A 14,807-nucleotide genomic window follows, 5' to 3' on the forward strand; every position below is an offset into this window, starting at 1 on the left:
ACTACACTACAGCGGAAGTCACCGATCGCAAGGGCGCCTTGCAGGCGATAGATCGATGTCAGGCAAACCTACATCGGGTACAAAGTGTCCTAGCGGATGGCGGCTACGTCGGCCAGCCCTTTGCCGAAGCGGTCCAAGGCGCCATCGGTGCCACCGTGCAGATCGCCCAACGCAATGAATTGCATACCTTCGCCGTTATCCCGAAGCGGTGGGTGGTCGAGCGCTCCTTCGCCTGGTTGGAGAAATGCCGACGACTCTGGAAGAACTGCGAGCGCAAGCTCAATACCAGCCTCCAGTTCATTCACCTTGCCTTCCTCACGCTACTGCTCAAAAGACTTTGAACAGGTTCTTATGCCGCACGTTTTGCGATCAAGCGATTTGCGCGAGTATGGCCAGTCTATGCGGTGGCGACACTGTTGTACGCGCTGGTGCTCAATGGGGGGCTCAGCTATTTCCATCAAGCGCCTAATCGGGCAACGTTTTGGCATAGCATGGCGATGCTTCCTGCCGACCCCAGTTATGTCCCATATTTCTCGCTGACCTTACCGGTTGGCTGGACGCTTGAGTTCGAGATGTATTTTTACGCCATCTTTGCCATGAGCCTGCTGTTCAAGCGACTGCGCTGGTTTGTGTTGGTATCGTGGGTGCTGCTGACGGTGATATTGATTCCGTTAGGTTGGAGCAGTTTGAGCATGGATGTGACGGCAAATCTGAATTACCCGGTTGGCTACATGAATATCGTTACCAGCCCCTTCGTTCTGGAGTTTCTGGCCGGCGTAGTCATTGGCTGGCTGTATCTGTCGGATCGAGTCAGAATTAGCAACCGCAAGGTTGCTTATCACGTGCTGGGTCTGGGCGTGGCATTTGCGATCTGGTGCATTTATGGGGCGGTGACAGGGATGCATGGGCCAACCAACTGGGGCTGGCCCATTGCGATTATGGTCTTGTCGATGGCGATTACCAGCAAGACGATTGAGATTTCGGTGCCCCGTTTTTGCATGTGGCTGGGAACAATTTCTTATTCCCTCTACCTCACACACCTGATTTCACAGGGTCTGATCACGCGCTGGCTCGTTGCGCTCGGTCAGGCGCCGTCGGCGCACGCCTGGGCTTACATCTTCATTTCGACAGCCTTTGCATTGTCGTTCGCTGCCCTGTCGCATCACTATCTGGAGCAGGGCCTGGCGAATTTAATGCGTAACTGGATGCTTAAGGCGATTCCCGCCGGCGCGTCGCGAGTCAGGCCGACGGATATCAAAGACGCGCCGTCTTCCGCAATTTTTCCAATACCTAAAACTGGCGTTGGACTAGTTGAAGCAAGGGAAGCTTGAACGCAGAACGGAGGAAGGTGATGGAACTGTGTCCAGGATTCCCGGTCTTGCAAAAAAATCCGAGTCGCGACGAGATCTTTTCCAGCATTTCCCACGCTTGAGTTCTGCCGTTATTTGTTGAAGCCGATACCCAATTTCGTTGCCAAACGTTCCGCATCCACCCGATCCTTCGCCTGCGCCAGTAAGGCCATGCGCAACACCGGCAACGCGCCGCGCAACAACTCGCGCGCGGCTGCATCGTCGCCCGCTTCATGCGCGTAATACGCGAGTCGCGCGGCGGCTTGGGCGTAGAGCGGATGATCTTTCGCGACGACCGATTGCAGCTCGGTCAGCGCTTGTTGCTCGGCGTTGCGCGCGGTTGACCATTCGTTTTTTGCGGCGGCGATGTGCGCCAGCGCTTCGGCGTAACGGGCGCGACGGCGATATCCACCACGGCCTTGCGGTAGCGACAATGCTTGCAGATTTTTCGCGGCGATATCGCCGTGGCCGCTCGCGAGTTGCCATTCGGCATCGAGCACTTCGCTGTCGAAACGCTCGGCATTGTCGGCGGGCAAAGTACGGCGTGTAGCGAGTGCGGCATCAAGCAGTGGACGCGCTGCTGCGAGGTTGTCCAGCTCGAACTGGCAGCGCGCGAGGTTGTGTTGCGCGCGCGCCAGCGACGGATGCGGCGCGCTGAATTTTCCTTGACGAATCGCCAGCGATTGCTCGAACAGCGGCAGTGCGCTGGCGTAGTCGCCGCGATCTTCAAACAGCGTGCCGAGATTATTGGTAGTGCCGGCGCGATCCATCGAATCCGCTGGCAGATGTTTGACGAACAACGCCAGCGCCGCGCGATAATGAATCTCCGCCGCGGCGTAATCGCCACTGTCCTGCAGCACCGCAGCCAGGTCGTTATGCGCGTGTCCGGTGTGCATATTGTCGTCGCCTTGCACTTGCAGACGCAGCGCCAGCACCTGCTCGAAATCGCGTTTCGCCGCAACCAGATCGCCGAGCGATTGCTCTGCTTGGGCGAGGCCGTTGAGCGAGTTCAAGGTGCGCGGATGCGCCTCGCCAAAAAGCGCGCGTTTGATCGTCAGCGCGGTTTCATACTCGGTGCGCGCGGTGGCCGGATCACCTTTGTGCGCGGCCAGCAAGCCGAGGTTGTGATGCGTCGATGCGACATCCTCGCGATGTGCCGCACCGGCCGCGATGAATATCTCCAGTGCATGTCGATAATCGCGATCGGCGCTGACAAATTCGCCCTGACCTTGCTCGACCAGCCCGATCGAATCGTAGCTGTGGCCGATATCGACATCGCTGGCCGGCAGCAATGCCTGGCGCAAAGTCAGCGCCTCACGGCACGCGGCCAGCGCCTGCGGATATTGCGAGGTATCGGTGTAGGCGCGACACACTTCGTGCAGCGCATTCGCGAGCCGCAGCGGATCGGCGCCCGGCGCGCGTTGCAGGGCGATGCTTTGCGTGAGTAGCTCAATACTGCGCTGCGGCTGGCCGATGCTCGTGTAGATTTCGCCGAGCGCGCTGAGCAGGCGTGCGCGCACGAGTGGCTGGTCAGTGAGCGTAGTGCCGAGCAGTTCGCGACCGTGATCGAGCAGATCGCGCGCGCTGATATCGCGGCCACGCGTATTTTCCGGGTCGGCATCGTTGAACAGGCGCAGCAGAAATTCGGTGGTCTGCTCGGCGCTGCGCGCTTCGGTCAGGGCTTGCTGTTCGGCGTGCACGGCGCGATTGCGTTCCACCACCAGCCATGCCGATGCGCCGATCACGCCGAGCAGCGCGAGCATAACCGTTGCCACTGCGGCGCGATGCCGACTGACAAATTTGCGGAGACGATAACCGAGTCGATCCGGCCCGGCTTCGAGCGGCAGGCCGGCGAAATAATTGTCGATCTCGCTGGCGAGCGCGGCGGCGGAGTTGTAACGACGCTCGGGCTCGGGCGCCAGCGCGCGATGCACGACATGATCGAGGTCGCCATCGATGCGCGCTGCGTCGTTGCGAATCCAGATCGCCTCGGCTTGCAATGCGATGCGCGCAGGACGCGACTCACGCCAACTGCCGGTCTTGCCGCCGGATTTGTACGGTTTGCCGCACAGCAGTTCGTACAGGATCAAACCGAGGCCGAATACATCGCTGGCGGTGGTCACGGGCAGGCCGGCGATTTGCTCCGGGCTGGCGTAGTCCACGGTGAACGCGCGCAGCTCGGTAGCGCGTTCACCGCTGGCATCGGCGGCGGTGAGTTTGGCGATGCCGAAGTCGAGCAGCATCGGTGTGTCATCGCCGCGCACGATCACGTTGGCGGGTTTCAGATCGCGATGCACGATGAGGTTTTGATGCGCGTAATGCACCGCGCGACAGAGTTGTTGGAACAGGTGCAGACGCGTCGTCAGCGACGGTGTTTTTTCCGCCCACCAAACACCGAGCGGCAGGCCTTCGATATATTCCATCACGAGGAAAGGCTGGCCCTCGGCGGTGGTGCCGCCGTCGAGCAGGCGGGCGATATTCGGGTGCACCAGTCCGGCCAGAACCTGACGCTCGCGGCGCAGGCGTTCGAGCGCATCGGCGGTGGGAAATCCGCGAATCAGCTTGATCGCGACTTGGCTTTGATATTCGCGATCTGCACGTTCGGCCAGATACACGCTGCCCATGCCGCCGCGGCCGATTTCACTGAGGATGCGATAGTTGCCGACGCGTCTGCCGAGCCACGGCGTGGCCGCATCGAAATGCGATGCGGCGGTGGCGGCGATACTCGCGGCGAGCGGATCGCTGGCTTCGTCGTCGCACGCCAGCAAGGCTTCGAGTTCGTGACGCAAGGCGAGATCGTCACCGCATGCGGTTGCGGCGAAATCGGCGCGTTGCCCCGGCGGCAGCGCGATCGCGGCTTCGAACAATTCGCGCAGGCGGGCGAGGTTGCTCATGCGCGAGTACCTACAGCGTGAGTTCGCGTTTCAGCCACGCACGACCAAAGCGCAGACTACGATCCACGGTCGGCACGGAAACCTCGAGCACGTGCGCGACTTCATCGCGATTCAAACCGCCGAAATAGGTCAGCTCGATCACCTTGCCGGTGCGTTGGTCTTCGCGTTCAAGACGCTGCAATGCCTGATCGAGCACGAGCAGATCAGCACTTTCGTCGACTCGCGCGCTGCTGGATTCGGTCCACGTCACATGCAGCGCGCCGCCGCCGCGTTTTTCCGCCTGCTGCGCACGTGCGTGATCGACCAACACGTTGCGCATGTGCAAGGCGGCCAGCGCGAAAAAATGTGCGCGATCGTGCCAGTCGATATTGCTGTCGCACAGGCGCAGAAAAGTCTCATGCACGAGTGCGGTCGGATTGAGTGTTTGCGCCGGGCTCGAACCAAGCCTACGCCATGCCATCGTGCGCAACTCGGCATACACCAGCTCGGTGAGTTTGGGCAGCACGGCGGCCTGGCCCGCGCGCCAGGCTTGCAGCAATTCGGTGATCGGCGCTTGAGGCGTCAGCATGCGCGCAGTGTAACGGCTGTATCGTGGTAGCGCAGATGGTTGCGGAAAAATAATCCCGGCGATCTGGCTGCAATTTCGCTGCATCGGGTATAAAAAAGCGAGCCAGAGCAACGTCGGTTTGCGACGCTGACTCTAGCTCGCTGATGAGCGCTTGCGGCCGACTGGGATCGAGCCGGTGCGGATCTCAATTCACTGTGTCATCAAGCTCAGGCGAGCTTGACCTGCACATCGACATTGCCACGCGTCGCGTTCGAGTACGGGCAAACCACGTGCGCGTCTTCGATGAGCTTTTGCGCCACTTCGCGATCCATGCCGGGCAAGGTCACCGAGAGTTCGGCGGTGATCGCAAAACCTGTTGCGATCGGGCCGAGGCCAACGCTGCCATCGACCTTGGTGCCTTCCGGCAACGCGGTCTTGGTGCGGCCGGCGACGTGCTTCATCGCGCCGAGAAAACACGCCGAATAACCGGCCGCAAAAAGCTGCTCGGGATTGGTGCCGCCAACGCCGGAACCGCCGAGTTCTTTCGGTGGCACGAGCTTGATATCGAGCGCGCCATCGGACGATCTGGCGGAACCATCACGGCCGCCGGTGGCGGTGGCATGGGCGGTGTAAAGAACTTTTTCTGGTATTTGCATGGTGTCTACTCCGTTGCGGTGGATGAAAGAAAAAGGGGCGTGGGGTCAACTCTGGATACTGGCTTGCAGTGATGCGCGCAGCTGCTGCAATGCCTTCGTCAACACCTTTCGATCGGTGCTCGAACAATCGCTGGCGCAGGCAATTTTGTCGTGCATCACGGCGGCGGCTTTTTGTAGTTTTGCGCCGGCGCTGGTCAGACGAATATGCACCTCGCGTTCATCCTGCGGATTGCGGATGCGGCTGATGAAACCGAGCGCCTCAAGGCGTTTCAACATTGGCGTCAACGTGCCGGAATCCAGCGCGACTTGTTCGCCGAGTGCCGACACGGTGACCGCATCGCGCTGCCACAACGCCATCATCACGACATATTGCGGATAGGTCAGGTTCAATTCGAGCAGGAACGGCCGATACAGTTTGGTCATGGCCAGCGACGCCGAATAAATCGCGAAACACAGCTGATTCTCCAGCCGCAGACTGACCATATCGCGAGTGCTGATCTTGCCGGTTGTGATCGATGTTTTCATGGACTGGCGGTTGGCTGTGTATTTATCACAATTGAATTGTACACAATATAATAATTTGCGCAAGTGATGCATGGCTCGATGCGCAGGCCACAAAAAAGCGACGAGCGCCATCGGACCTGGCGCTCGCCGCTATATTCATGTCGCGCTGTAATGATCACGCAGACATTTGCACGCTGATTCTCAGAACGATGTTTTTTTCCAGGCATCGAGTGCTTGCACGCGTGCGAGCCAGGTCAGCACATTTTTATACTCGGCGATCGGCAATTTCGATTCCTCGATATATGCGAGCGTCGAGGCAATGCAGAAGTCGGCGAGCGTGAGGATGGAGCCTGAAACCCAATCGCGGTCGGCCAGATGATCGTCCAGCACCTTGGCGAATTGCGCAAACAGCAATCCACCACGCTGCAGCTCCAGCGGGTTCGGTTCGCCCGCTCCGATCATCGGCTTGATGAAATTTTCCCAGCCGAAAATGCCGACCGCCGGCGCAAAATGTTGCGAGCCCCAGAACAGCCAGCGATTGATATCGGCTCGTGCTCGCGCCTCGGTGGAATACAGCGTCTGGCCGGGCGTTTTGTCAGCGAGGTATTGCATGATCGCGCAGGACTCCCAGAGCAAAAAATCGCCATCCTCCAGCACCGGCACTTTCTCGTTCGGGTTGATCGCACGCAACGGGATGCGGCCTTCCGCGGTGGCGAGATCGATGAAGACCAGTTCGAGCGGGACGCCGAGTTGTTGCGCCGCCATTACGACGCGGCGGGAGTTGGAAGAAACGGGATGATGATAAAGGCGCATGGGCTTTCTCCTGATGGGCGGTGAGTGGACAGGCGCCATACTGGAGGTTGCCGCTGACAGTTTCTGTCAGGAGCCGTTCGGTATTTTCATCTCAATGCGCCACGCCTTGAGTAGAGCGCTGCGGCGCTGCGGATAACATTCGGCAATAGGCGTGGACGCGGCAATCCGGTCGGTGCGGAAATGGCGGAAGCCGCTGCGCAATTCGCACCAGCCCGCGACGACACGCTTGCGCTCGAAGAATGCCAGCGCGATCGGCCAGATCAGGCGCTGCGTGCAGGCGCCGTTTTCGTCGCTGTAATCGATCAGCAGTTTGTGCTCGTAGCGAATCGCCGCGCGGATGAAGCCGAGCGCGGTTTCGTTGGATGGTTTTGCGGCATACGTCGGCACCCACAAACTCGATTCGGCCATCTTGTCGCGCAGGTCTTTCGGTGTGGCCGTGGCGATCTTGGCCAGTGCCGCGGCGGCGGCTTTTGCGAGCCCGTCATCGCCTTGCTGTTGCACCCAGCGCGCGCCGAGGATTAGCGCTTCGATCTCGTCTTCGGCGAACATCAGCGGCGGCAGGAAAAATCCCGCGCGCAGCACATAACCGAGCCCGGCTTCGCCATCGACCGGCGCGCCGAGTTCGATCAGCGTCTGCACATCGCGATAAATCGTGCGCACCGAAACCGCGAGTTCATTCGCCAGATGCGCCGCGGTCACGGGCCGGCGATGCGCGCGCAACGCATCCATCAGCAGGAACAAACGCGAGGTACGACTCATGCGATTTGCGCGCGCGCTGCCGAGGCGCGTTCGTGTTGCAACTGCAGCCAGCAATCGTGCAACGGCTGCAACACCACATCATCAGCATGTTCGAGAAAGGCGCGATCGATCGAGCGAATTTCCGCCGCGCGCCAGCGTGCTTCATCCCACGACCGCGTGGCGGCAATTAGCGCGCACGCCTGATCGAGATCGGCATAAACATCGCCCGCGTCGCCGATGTAATCGCACAACGCCGGGTCGTCGCGCGCGATCACATACGCGCCGGTGGCCATCGCTTCGGCAATGGAGATGGGCATGCCGATGGGCGAGTGGTCTTTTTGATCGATGCCAACAGCGGTGTGTAAAAAAATGCCGGCCTCGCGCGTGTATTCCGCGGTGCGCGCGTGCGGCATATCGAAATAAAGTTCGGCCGGTGAATTCAGCTCCGCTTTTAGTTTGATGATCTCGTCGACATAGCTTTCGCGTTTGTAAACGGTGCAGGCGATCAGCACGAAGCGGTATTCCGGCAAGCGTTTTGCCGCTTCGAGAAACAGCACGATATCCTTGGAAGGAATCGCCGCGACGGTGCGCAAGACCAAACGTCGATTCTTTTTTGCCGGCTTGAACAGCTCGGTATCGAATACCGATTTCATGAAAGTAATGCGTGAATCTGCAGCAGCCATCAGTTCGCGTTGTCGCGGAAACAGAAACAAGCGTTGCAATGCGCGATTGCCGAGCAAATCCGCCAACGTTTGCGGGTTGACCTCGAAGCCGTGCGCACGCACGGTCACAGGCAACCCAGCGGCCTGCGCAATCGTTGCATACGTCGATGCGCTGGTGATCCAGTGCACATGCATGAGATCCGGCTGAAACTCGGCGATGGCATCCTGCAAGTCGCCGCGCCGCACCGGCACCGCGGGTGGATAAGGCACCGCGACATCATCATTTGACCAGACTTCGATAACCACACCAAAACGAAGCATCGCGCGGATTTCGGTTTCGATATAGGTTTCGCTGAGCTGTGGATAATGCCAGATCGCGTACAGCACTTTGAGTGGGCGCGGCAGTTGCGGTAGCGCGCGTAGTTTCTGGCGGATGCGAAACCAGTTGTCGCCGAAACTGCGCGTATCGGAAATGCGTCCGCTCACGCGCGATCGATAATACGCACCGGCTACTGGCACACGACGGCAGGTTTCATCGCGTGTGTAACGCAGGATCAAATCCCAGTCGCTGAGTCGTGTCAGCGTTTCGTCGAAGCCGCCGTGGCGTTGCACGAGTTCGCGCCGGTGCACAAATATATTGAGGTCGATGTAGTTGCCGCGGCGCAATTCCTCGGCATCAAATGCGCGCCACAGAATTTGCGAACGGGCATGGATTGCGCTGTCGCTCAGGACGATTGCGTAGGCGCTATCGAGCGCAGCATCGGCGGCAAATTCGGCACGCATGCCAGCGAGAAATCCCGGGAACCACGCATTGTCCGAATCGAGGTAAGCGATGAGTTGACCCTGCGCCAACATCAGACCGTGGTTGCGTGCCGCCGCAACGCCGCCGGCATCGCAATGGTGATACTGGATGCGTGGATCGAGTAGAAAAGTTTGCAGGCGTGACTGCGTATCGTCATCGCTGCCATCGTCGATGATCAGCAGTTCCCAGCTCGGCCAGGTTTGCGCGAGCACGCTCTGGATCGCATCCGCAATCAGCGTGGCGCGATTGCGCGTCGGCAGGATAATCGTGAAATACGGCGGCGTGTTTGCTGTGCGCGCGGATGTCTGCCATGGATGACTACCAGCCGCGATGATTTCCAGCGCGCGGATTTTTTCGTGCGACGACTGCTCCAGCGCATCGAGATTTTTCTGCTGCGCATCGAGTGCATGGCGCAGGGCGGAAATCTCGTGGCGAAGTTCGTTTTCGATACGCTGCGTGATGAACTTGCGCAGGCGCTGCAGCGGCGATGCAAGTGTGGCAATTAGACGTTTCAACGGCGGTGATGTTCGGCTGGATTCGGGCATCGCCTATGATGCCACGAGCGTGTCATGGCGAGGCAAAACAAAGCGTCAAATCAACAGCAGCGCGAACGGCCCTTGCCGTAACGCGCCGCCTGGCGCTCGTTGAAAAACTCGGGGTAGGTCATCACCGGTTCGTGTGGATGATTGAGGCGCCGATGCGCGACATACACGTCGTAATCCGGCACGCCGATGCACAGGCGCGCAACCTGCACAGCCTTGCGCCACGCATGGCGCAGGTGCGCGCGCCAACCCCGCAACGCAGGCGCGGGGAAGGGCGTGACGATGTCCGTGTCGATCGGCATGTCAGTGTTATGCCGTCATCGCAATATAAGGTGTTTCGACCGCAGTCGGGCGTATTTCGCGGCGTGCTTTCATCGCTGCGAGCAGGCCGAAGACGATCGTCGAAACCGCGACCGCCATGAACAACGCACAAAGAGTTGTGTCGACATAATCGTTGAACACCACACGTTGCATGTCTTCGATGGTTTTGGCTGGTGCCAGCACTTTTCCGGCGGCGATGGCATCACCGAACTTGTGTGCATGCGCGAGGAAACCGATCTTCGCATCCTCGCTGAAAATCTTCAGCCAACCGGCGGTGAGCGTGCAGATCAGCAGCCACGCGGTCGGCACCAGCGTGACCCAGATGTAACGGTCGCGTTTCATCTTGATCAGCACCACGGTGGCGAAGGTCAAAGCGATGCCCGCGAGCATCTGATTCGAGATGCCGAACAGCGGCCACAAGGTATTGATGCCACCGAGCGGATCGATCACGCCCTGATACAGGAAATAACCCCAGCCCGTCACGCACAATGTCGTGGCGATGAGATTTGCGGCCCACGACTCGGTGCGTTTCAGCGACGGGATTGCGGTACCGAGCAGCTCTTGGATCATGAAGCGACCGACGCGCGTGCCGGCATCGATCGTGGTGAGGATGAACAACGCCTCGAACAGGATCGCGTAGTGATACCAGAATGCGAGCATGCCATCGCCGGAGATGAGTTTGTGCAGGATCTGCGCCATGCCCACGGCCAAGGTCGGAGCGCCGCCAGTGCGCGAAAGGATCGTGGTTTCGCCGATTTCCTTGGCGATGCCGGTGAGGTCACTCGCGTTGATCACAAAACCCCACTGGCTGATCGCAGTTGCGGCGGTATCCGCGGTGGTGCCGATCAACGCGGCGGGTGCGTTCATCGCAAAATACACGCCGGGTTCGAGCACGCACGCGGCGATCAAGGCCATGATCGCAACGAACGCTTCCATGAGCATGGCGCCATAACCGATGAAGCGCGCCTGCGCTTCGTTCTGCAGCATCTTCGGTGTGGTGCCGGAAGAAATCAGCGCGTGGAAACCGGACACCGAGCCGCATGCAATCGTGATGAACAGGAATGGGAACAGGCTGCCCGCCCAGACCGGACCGCTGCCATCGACGAACTTGGTGATCGCCGGCATATGCAGCGGCGGCATCACGAATACGATTGCCACGGCGAGCAATACCACGGTGCCGATTTTCAGGAAGGTCGATAGGTAGTCGCGTGGCGCCAGCAGCAGCCACACCGGCATCACCGAGGCGACGAAACCGTAGCCGATCAGCATCCATGCCAGCGCCTTGCCGTCGAACGTAAACAGTTTTGCGAGATCGCCATTGGCGGCAACCTGGCCCCCGCCCCAGATCGCGAGCAGCAAAAGAAAGAAACCGACCACTGAGACTTCGAGAATCTTGCCGGGTCGTACGAAGCGCAGGTAGATGCCCATCAATACTGCGATCGGGATCGTCGCCATCACCGTGAACGTGCCCCACGGACTGATCGCGAGCGCCTTGACCACGATCAGCGCAAGTACCGCAAGCAGGATAATCATGATCATGAGGATGCCGATCATCGCGATCAGCCCGGCGACATTGCCGAGCTCGGAGCGGATCATCTCGCCGAGGCTCTTGCCGTCGCGGCGCACCGATAGAAACAGGATTACAAAATCCTGCACACCGCCGGCGAACAGCACACCGACGAGTATCCACAACGTGCCCGGCAGATAACCCATCTGCGCGGCGAGTACGGGGCCGACCAGCGGACCGGCGCCAGCGATCGCGGCGAAGTGATGGCCGAACAAGACGTTCTTGTCGGTCGGTACAAAATCGAGGCCGTCGTTGCGCCGGTAGGCCGGTGTGGCGCGACTGCCATCGAGCTGCAACACGTGCGTCGCGATGTAGCGGCTGTAGAACCGGTAGGCGATCATGAACACCGACACGGATGCGGCGACCAGCCACAACGCGTTGATGTTTTCGCCGCGTTCGAGGGCGATCACGCCGAGACAGAACGCGCCGAATACGGCGAATACGAGCCAGGCCAGATTACGAGCGATGATGGGCATAACGGCTCCTCCCCGAAGTGAAGGTGACAGCATCGGATTCTGCCGCGCCAAGGTCAAGACGCAGCGCACATACTTTAGTCGCGGCTGTGGGCTGGTATCGAGCAACGAGAATTTTACGCCGCCTCTCTTATCCTCCGCGCGGACTGATCCGGGCTGGGGAAACATGAAAAAAAGAATGAATCGATCGTTGTTGATCGTGGGATTGTTGTTGTCAGTGTTGCTGCCCGTGAGCGCAGCGTTCGCAGCCGATGCGATTGCTCCGACAACGGAAAATACGCTGCCGCAGTTCCAGATCGAGCACAGTTTTGTGCATACGCTGGCATCGCCGAAACTGCAACGCAGCTACGAGATCTATATCAAGCTGCCGCCCGGTTACGACAAGCCGGAAAATGCGCAACATCGTTATCCGGTGGTTTATCTCAACGACGGGCCGTACACGTTTCAGGTCGCGTCTGGCGAAACGCGCGTGCCGTTCAATCACGGCACGTTCGAAGAATTCATTCTGGTCGGCATTTCGTATGCGCAAGGCGAGGCGGGCGACATCAGTCGCGAACGCGACCTCACGCCGATGCTCGACATCCGCCACAAACCTTACGCCACCGGTGGCGCCCGTGCTTACCTCGGTTTTCTCGAAAACGAAGTCATGCCGCTGGTCGAAAAAACCTATCGTATCGATGCGCACCGACGCACGCTCGGCGGACAATCCTATGGCGGCTTGTTCGGGTTGTGGGTGATGCTCAATGAGCCGGAGCTGTTCCAGAACTACATCCTCACCAGCACTTCGCTCTGGTACAACAATCGGACGATGTTCGAGCAGGAGGCGGCGTACGCGAGACATCACACCGAGCTCAAGGCCAACGTCTATTTTGCGATCGGGCAGATGGAACACCCAGCGCCGTGCGGACGTTTGAAATCGGAGTGTTCGGATTTCGACATGGTCGCCGATCAGGCCGCGATGGTTAAACAACTGCATTCGCACAACTACAAAAATCTGCAGTTGCACACCAAGGTGATTTCCGGCGCGTATCACACCACGACGTTTCCGAGCGGATTGTTGTGGGCGCTGCAGGAGCTGTTTCTGACGCAGCGCGAGGCGGTAAAATGAGCAGTGTGATTGATCGAGCGATCACGCCGTCGAGCGCTGACAATGCGGCGGGAACGGATCGCAATAGCGGCATCGATGCATTGCGCGGCATGTCGATCCTATTCGTGATACTGAACCATGTCGGGATTCGTATTCCGTTGGCGAAGACCGCGCTGGCGACCTTGATTCCGGCGTGGCTGTTGCAGCGTATGAATTACAACGGCTACGAAGCGGTGTTTATTTTTTTCGTGATTTCTGGATTCCTCATCACGCGCCGATCGCAGGAGCGCTGGGGCGATCTGCGATATATGCCGCCGCGAAAATTTTATCTGCTGCGCGCGGCGCGCATCGTGCCATGCCTGCTGCTGGTCATCGCGTTGCTGAGTTTGTCGCATCTGCTCGCTGTGCCGAATTTCGTTATCGACAAGCCCGAGCAATCGCTGCCCGCGGCCATCACGTCGGCACTCGGTTTGTATCTGAACTGGTATGAAAGTTTGACGGGTTATTTGCCGGGCGGCTGGGACGTGCTCTGGTCGTTGTCCATCGAAGAAGTTTTCTACATCGTATTTCCGCTGGTGTGCCTGACTCTAGGCCGCAGCCGCTGGTTGCTCGCGCTGAGCCTGGGTGTGTTGGCGCTGTCGTTGCCGTTCACGCGCGCGGCGATTGTCGGCAACGAAATCTGGCTGGAGAAAGCGTATCTGCCCGGCATGTCGGCGATCGCGATCGGTGTGCTCACGGCAATGTTCGCGGCGCGCTTTCCGTCACCAAAATCGTGGCTGGCACCATTGCTATGCGTTGTTGGTATTGCCGGTATCGGCACTGTGCTGTTTGCCGGCTCGGCGATCTGGCATTTGATCCAAGATGGCGCGGTCTTGCTGCTGTGCGTATCAGCAGCGATCCTCGTGCTTGGCCTGCATTGGCAAGCCGCGTCGGCATCGCCGTGGCAGTTGCGCTGGCTCGGCTGGTTGCGCTCGTGCGGCCGGCTCAGCTATGAAATTTATCTGTTCCACATGTTCTGCGTTTTCGGCGTGATCGGTATCGCTCACGCCAGCGGTTTCAGCGTGGAGTGGGGATTCATCTGGTACGTGCCGGCGCTCGGTTTGTCGTGGCTGCTGGGTTGGATGGTGGCGCGTGGTTTTTCCGTGCCGTGCGAGCGCTGGGTGCGGCGCCGCTTTGGCACGAGCACGATCGCGCCAAGCTGATTTCAGGGTGCGCGAGATGACTTTCGGGCTTCACACAAAACTATCAACAAAAAAAGATACTGTCCGTGTCGATTTTGCGTTCCGCCGTTCGTCGTACCAGTAGAGTCAGGTTTTGCGCCGGGCGAATCCGCCGCAACCCATCTCTCCACCAAAACCCGAACAGGAGATAACACCATGCGATTCATGATCATCATAAAAGCCAACGAAAAGAGCGAGGCCGGCGAGATGCCGGACGAACAGCTGCTGATCGAAATGGGCAAGTTCAACGAAGAACTCATCAAGGCCGGCGTCATGCTCGCTGGCGAAGGTCTGCATTCGAGCGCCAAGGGCGTGCGAGTCAAATTTTCCGGCAGCCAGCGCAGCGTTATCGACGGCCCGTTCAGCGAAACCAAGGAACTGATCGCGGGTTTCTGGCTGTGGCAGGTGAAGTCGAAGGAAGAAGCAATCGAATGGGTCAAGCGTTGCCCGAATCCGCACTCAGGCGATTCCGAGATTGAGATCCGCCAGGTGTTCGAGGCTGAGGAATTCGCGCCCATGATAAGCACGGATGAAGGTCGCGCGATGCTTGATGCTGAGCACGACTTCCGCAAGCGTACGAATATGGTTTGATCGAATCGCGCGCGTTGATCTCAAACGTGTCGCCCCGTCAC

The 14,807-nt window shown here is 59.3% G+C and carries 13 protein-coding genes and 1 pseudogene; 5 read left to right on the plus strand and 9 right to left on the minus strand.

The window, feature by feature from the left end:
* Positions 1 to 5: 5 nt before the first annotated feature.
* Together ELE36_RS05040 and ELE36_RS05045 are read left to right on the plus strand one after the other, a co-directional pair.
* A pseudogene (locus ELE36_RS05040) lies at positions 6 to 341 on the plus strand (transposase); the annotation flags it as partial.
* A 27-nt stretch (positions 342 to 368) separates the two neighbouring features.
* The gene (locus tag ELE36_RS05045; protein WP_129832048.1) at positions 369 to 1,331 is read left to right on the plus strand and encodes an acyltransferase family protein; all 963 of its coding nucleotides are present in this window, start codon (positions 369 to 371) and stop codon (positions 1,329 to 1,331) included.
* A 110-nt stretch (positions 1,332 to 1,441) separates the two neighbouring features.
* On the opposite strand, the gene ELE36_RS05050 is transcribed toward ELE36_RS05045, so the two are convergent.
* The 9 genes from ELE36_RS05050 to ELE36_RS05090 all read right to left on the minus strand — a co-directional run bounded on the left by ELE36_RS05050 (position 1,442) and on the right by ELE36_RS05090 (position 11,871).
* On the minus strand, positions 1,442 to 4,243 hold the full coding sequence (locus ELE36_RS05050; protein ID WP_129832049.1) for a serine/threonine-protein kinase: 2,802 nt from the start codon (positions 4,241 to 4,243) through the stop codon (positions 1,442 to 1,444).
* Between the two features lie 10 nt (positions 4,244 to 4,253).
* The gene (locus ELE36_RS05055; protein WP_129832050.1) at positions 4,254 to 4,811 is read right to left on the minus strand and encodes an ECF-type sigma factor; all 558 of its coding nucleotides are present in this window, start codon (positions 4,809 to 4,811) and stop codon (positions 4,254 to 4,256) included.
* Positions 4,812 to 5,017: 206 nt separating this feature from the next.
* A complete protein-coding gene (locus ELE36_RS05060; protein ID WP_129832051.1) occupies positions 5,018 to 5,446 on the minus strand; it encodes an organic hydroperoxide resistance protein in 429 nt (142 codons plus the stop codon).
* Between the two features lie 45 nt (positions 5,447 to 5,491).
* Positions 5,492 to 5,971, minus strand: coding sequence for a MarR family winged helix-turn-helix transcriptional regulator (locus ELE36_RS05065; protein WP_129832052.1), 480 nt, complete (start codon positions 5,969 to 5,971; stop codon positions 5,492 to 5,494).
* Positions 5,972 to 6,151: 180 nt separating this feature from the next.
* Entirely contained in the window at positions 6,152 to 6,763 is a 612-nt protein-coding gene (locus ELE36_RS05070; RefSeq protein WP_129832053.1) for a glutathione S-transferase family protein, read from the minus strand.
* Between the two features lie 66 nt (positions 6,764 to 6,829).
* Positions 6,830 to 7,522 carry a helix-turn-helix transcriptional regulator gene (locus ELE36_RS05075; protein WP_129832054.1) on the minus strand — a complete coding sequence of 231 codons (693 nt, stop codon included), beginning with the start codon at positions 7,520 to 7,522 and terminating at the stop codon, positions 6,830 to 6,832.
* Entirely contained in the window at positions 7,519 to 9,480 is a 1,962-nt protein-coding gene (locus ELE36_RS05080; protein ID WP_165371482.1) for a glycosyltransferase, read from the minus strand. Before ELE36_RS05080 ends, ELE36_RS05075 begins: the two co-directional genes overlap by 4 nt.
* A gap of 80 nt (positions 9,481 to 9,560) precedes the next feature.
* Positions 9,561 to 9,809, minus strand: coding sequence for a YbdD/YjiX family protein (locus ELE36_RS05085; protein WP_129832056.1), 249 nt, complete (start codon positions 9,807 to 9,809; stop codon positions 9,561 to 9,563).
* Positions 9,810 to 9,816: 7 nt separating this feature from the next.
* Positions 9,817 to 11,871, minus strand: coding sequence for a carbon starvation CstA family protein (locus ELE36_RS05090; RefSeq protein ID WP_129832057.1), 2,055 nt, complete (start codon positions 11,869 to 11,871; stop codon positions 9,817 to 9,819).
* A gap of 175 nt (positions 11,872 to 12,046) precedes the next feature.
* Between ELE36_RS05090 and ELE36_RS05095 the strand changes: the two genes are divergently transcribed.
* From ELE36_RS05095 to ELE36_RS05105, 3 genes are all read left to right on the plus strand, one after another.
* Positions 12,047 to 12,976, plus strand: a complete 930-nt coding sequence (locus tag ELE36_RS05095; protein WP_165371483.1) for an alpha/beta hydrolase — start codon at positions 12,047 to 12,049, stop codon at positions 12,974 to 12,976.
* On the plus strand, positions 12,973 to 14,157 hold the full coding sequence (locus tag ELE36_RS05100) for an acyltransferase family protein (RefSeq protein WP_129832059.1): 1,185 nt from the start codon (positions 12,973 to 12,975) through the stop codon (positions 14,155 to 14,157). The genes ELE36_RS05095 and ELE36_RS05100 overlap by 4 nt, the downstream gene beginning before the upstream one ends.
* 174 nt (positions 14,158 to 14,331) lie before the next feature.
* A complete protein-coding gene (locus ELE36_RS05105; protein WP_129832060.1) occupies positions 14,332 to 14,766 on the plus strand; it encodes a YciI family protein in 435 nt (144 codons plus the stop codon).
* The last annotated feature ends 41 nt before the right edge of the window (positions 14,767 to 14,807 follow it).

Source organism: Pseudolysobacter antarcticus (assembly GCF_004168365.1).
Classification (GTDB): domain Bacteria; phylum Pseudomonadota; class Gammaproteobacteria; order Xanthomonadales; family Rhodanobacteraceae; genus Pseudolysobacter; species Pseudolysobacter antarcticus.

What these genes read in the sequence shown, in the direction of transcription:
- ELE36_RS05050 (WP_129832049.1), bottom strand. Translation starts at nt 4,243, where the DNA reads ATGAGCAACCTCGCCCGCCTGCGCGAATTGTTCGAAGCCGCGATCGCG.
- ELE36_RS05055 (WP_129832050.1), bottom strand. Translation starts at nt 4,811, where the DNA reads ATGCTGACGCCTCAAGCGCCGATCACCGAATTGCTGCAAGCCTGGCGC.
- ELE36_RS05060 (WP_129832051.1), bottom strand. Translation starts at nt 5,446, where the DNA reads ATGCAAATACCAGAAAAAGTTCTTTACACCGCCCATGCCACCGCCACC.
- ELE36_RS05065 (WP_129832052.1), bottom strand. Translation starts at nt 5,971, where the DNA reads ATGAAAACATCGATCACAACCGGCAAGATCAGCACTCGCGATATGGTC.
- ELE36_RS05070 (WP_129832053.1), bottom strand. Translation starts at nt 6,763, where the DNA reads ATGCGCCTTTATCATCATCCCGTTTCTTCCAACTCCCGCCGCGTCGTA.
- ELE36_RS05075 (WP_129832054.1), bottom strand. Translation starts at nt 7,522, where the DNA reads ATGAGTCGTACCTCGCGTTTGTTCCTGCTGATGGATGCGTTGCGCGCG.
- ELE36_RS05085 (WP_129832056.1), bottom strand. Translation starts at nt 9,809, where the DNA reads ATGCCGATCGACACGGACATCGTCACGCCCTTCCCCGCGCCTGCGTTG.
- ELE36_RS05090 (WP_129832057.1), bottom strand. Translation starts at nt 11,871, where the DNA reads ATGCCCATCATCGCTCGTAATCTGGCCTGGCTCGTATTCGCCGTATTC.
- ELE36_RS05095 (WP_165371483.1), top strand. Translation starts at nt 12,047, where the DNA reads ATGAATCGATCGTTGTTGATCGTGGGATTGTTGTTGTCAGTGTTGCTG.
- ELE36_RS05100 (WP_129832059.1), top strand. Translation starts at nt 12,973, where the DNA reads ATGAGCAGTGTGATTGATCGAGCGATCACGCCGTCGAGCGCTGACAAT.
- ELE36_RS05105 (WP_129832060.1), top strand. Translation starts at nt 14,332, where the DNA reads ATGCGATTCATGATCATCATAAAAGCCAACGAAAAGAGCGAGGCCGGC.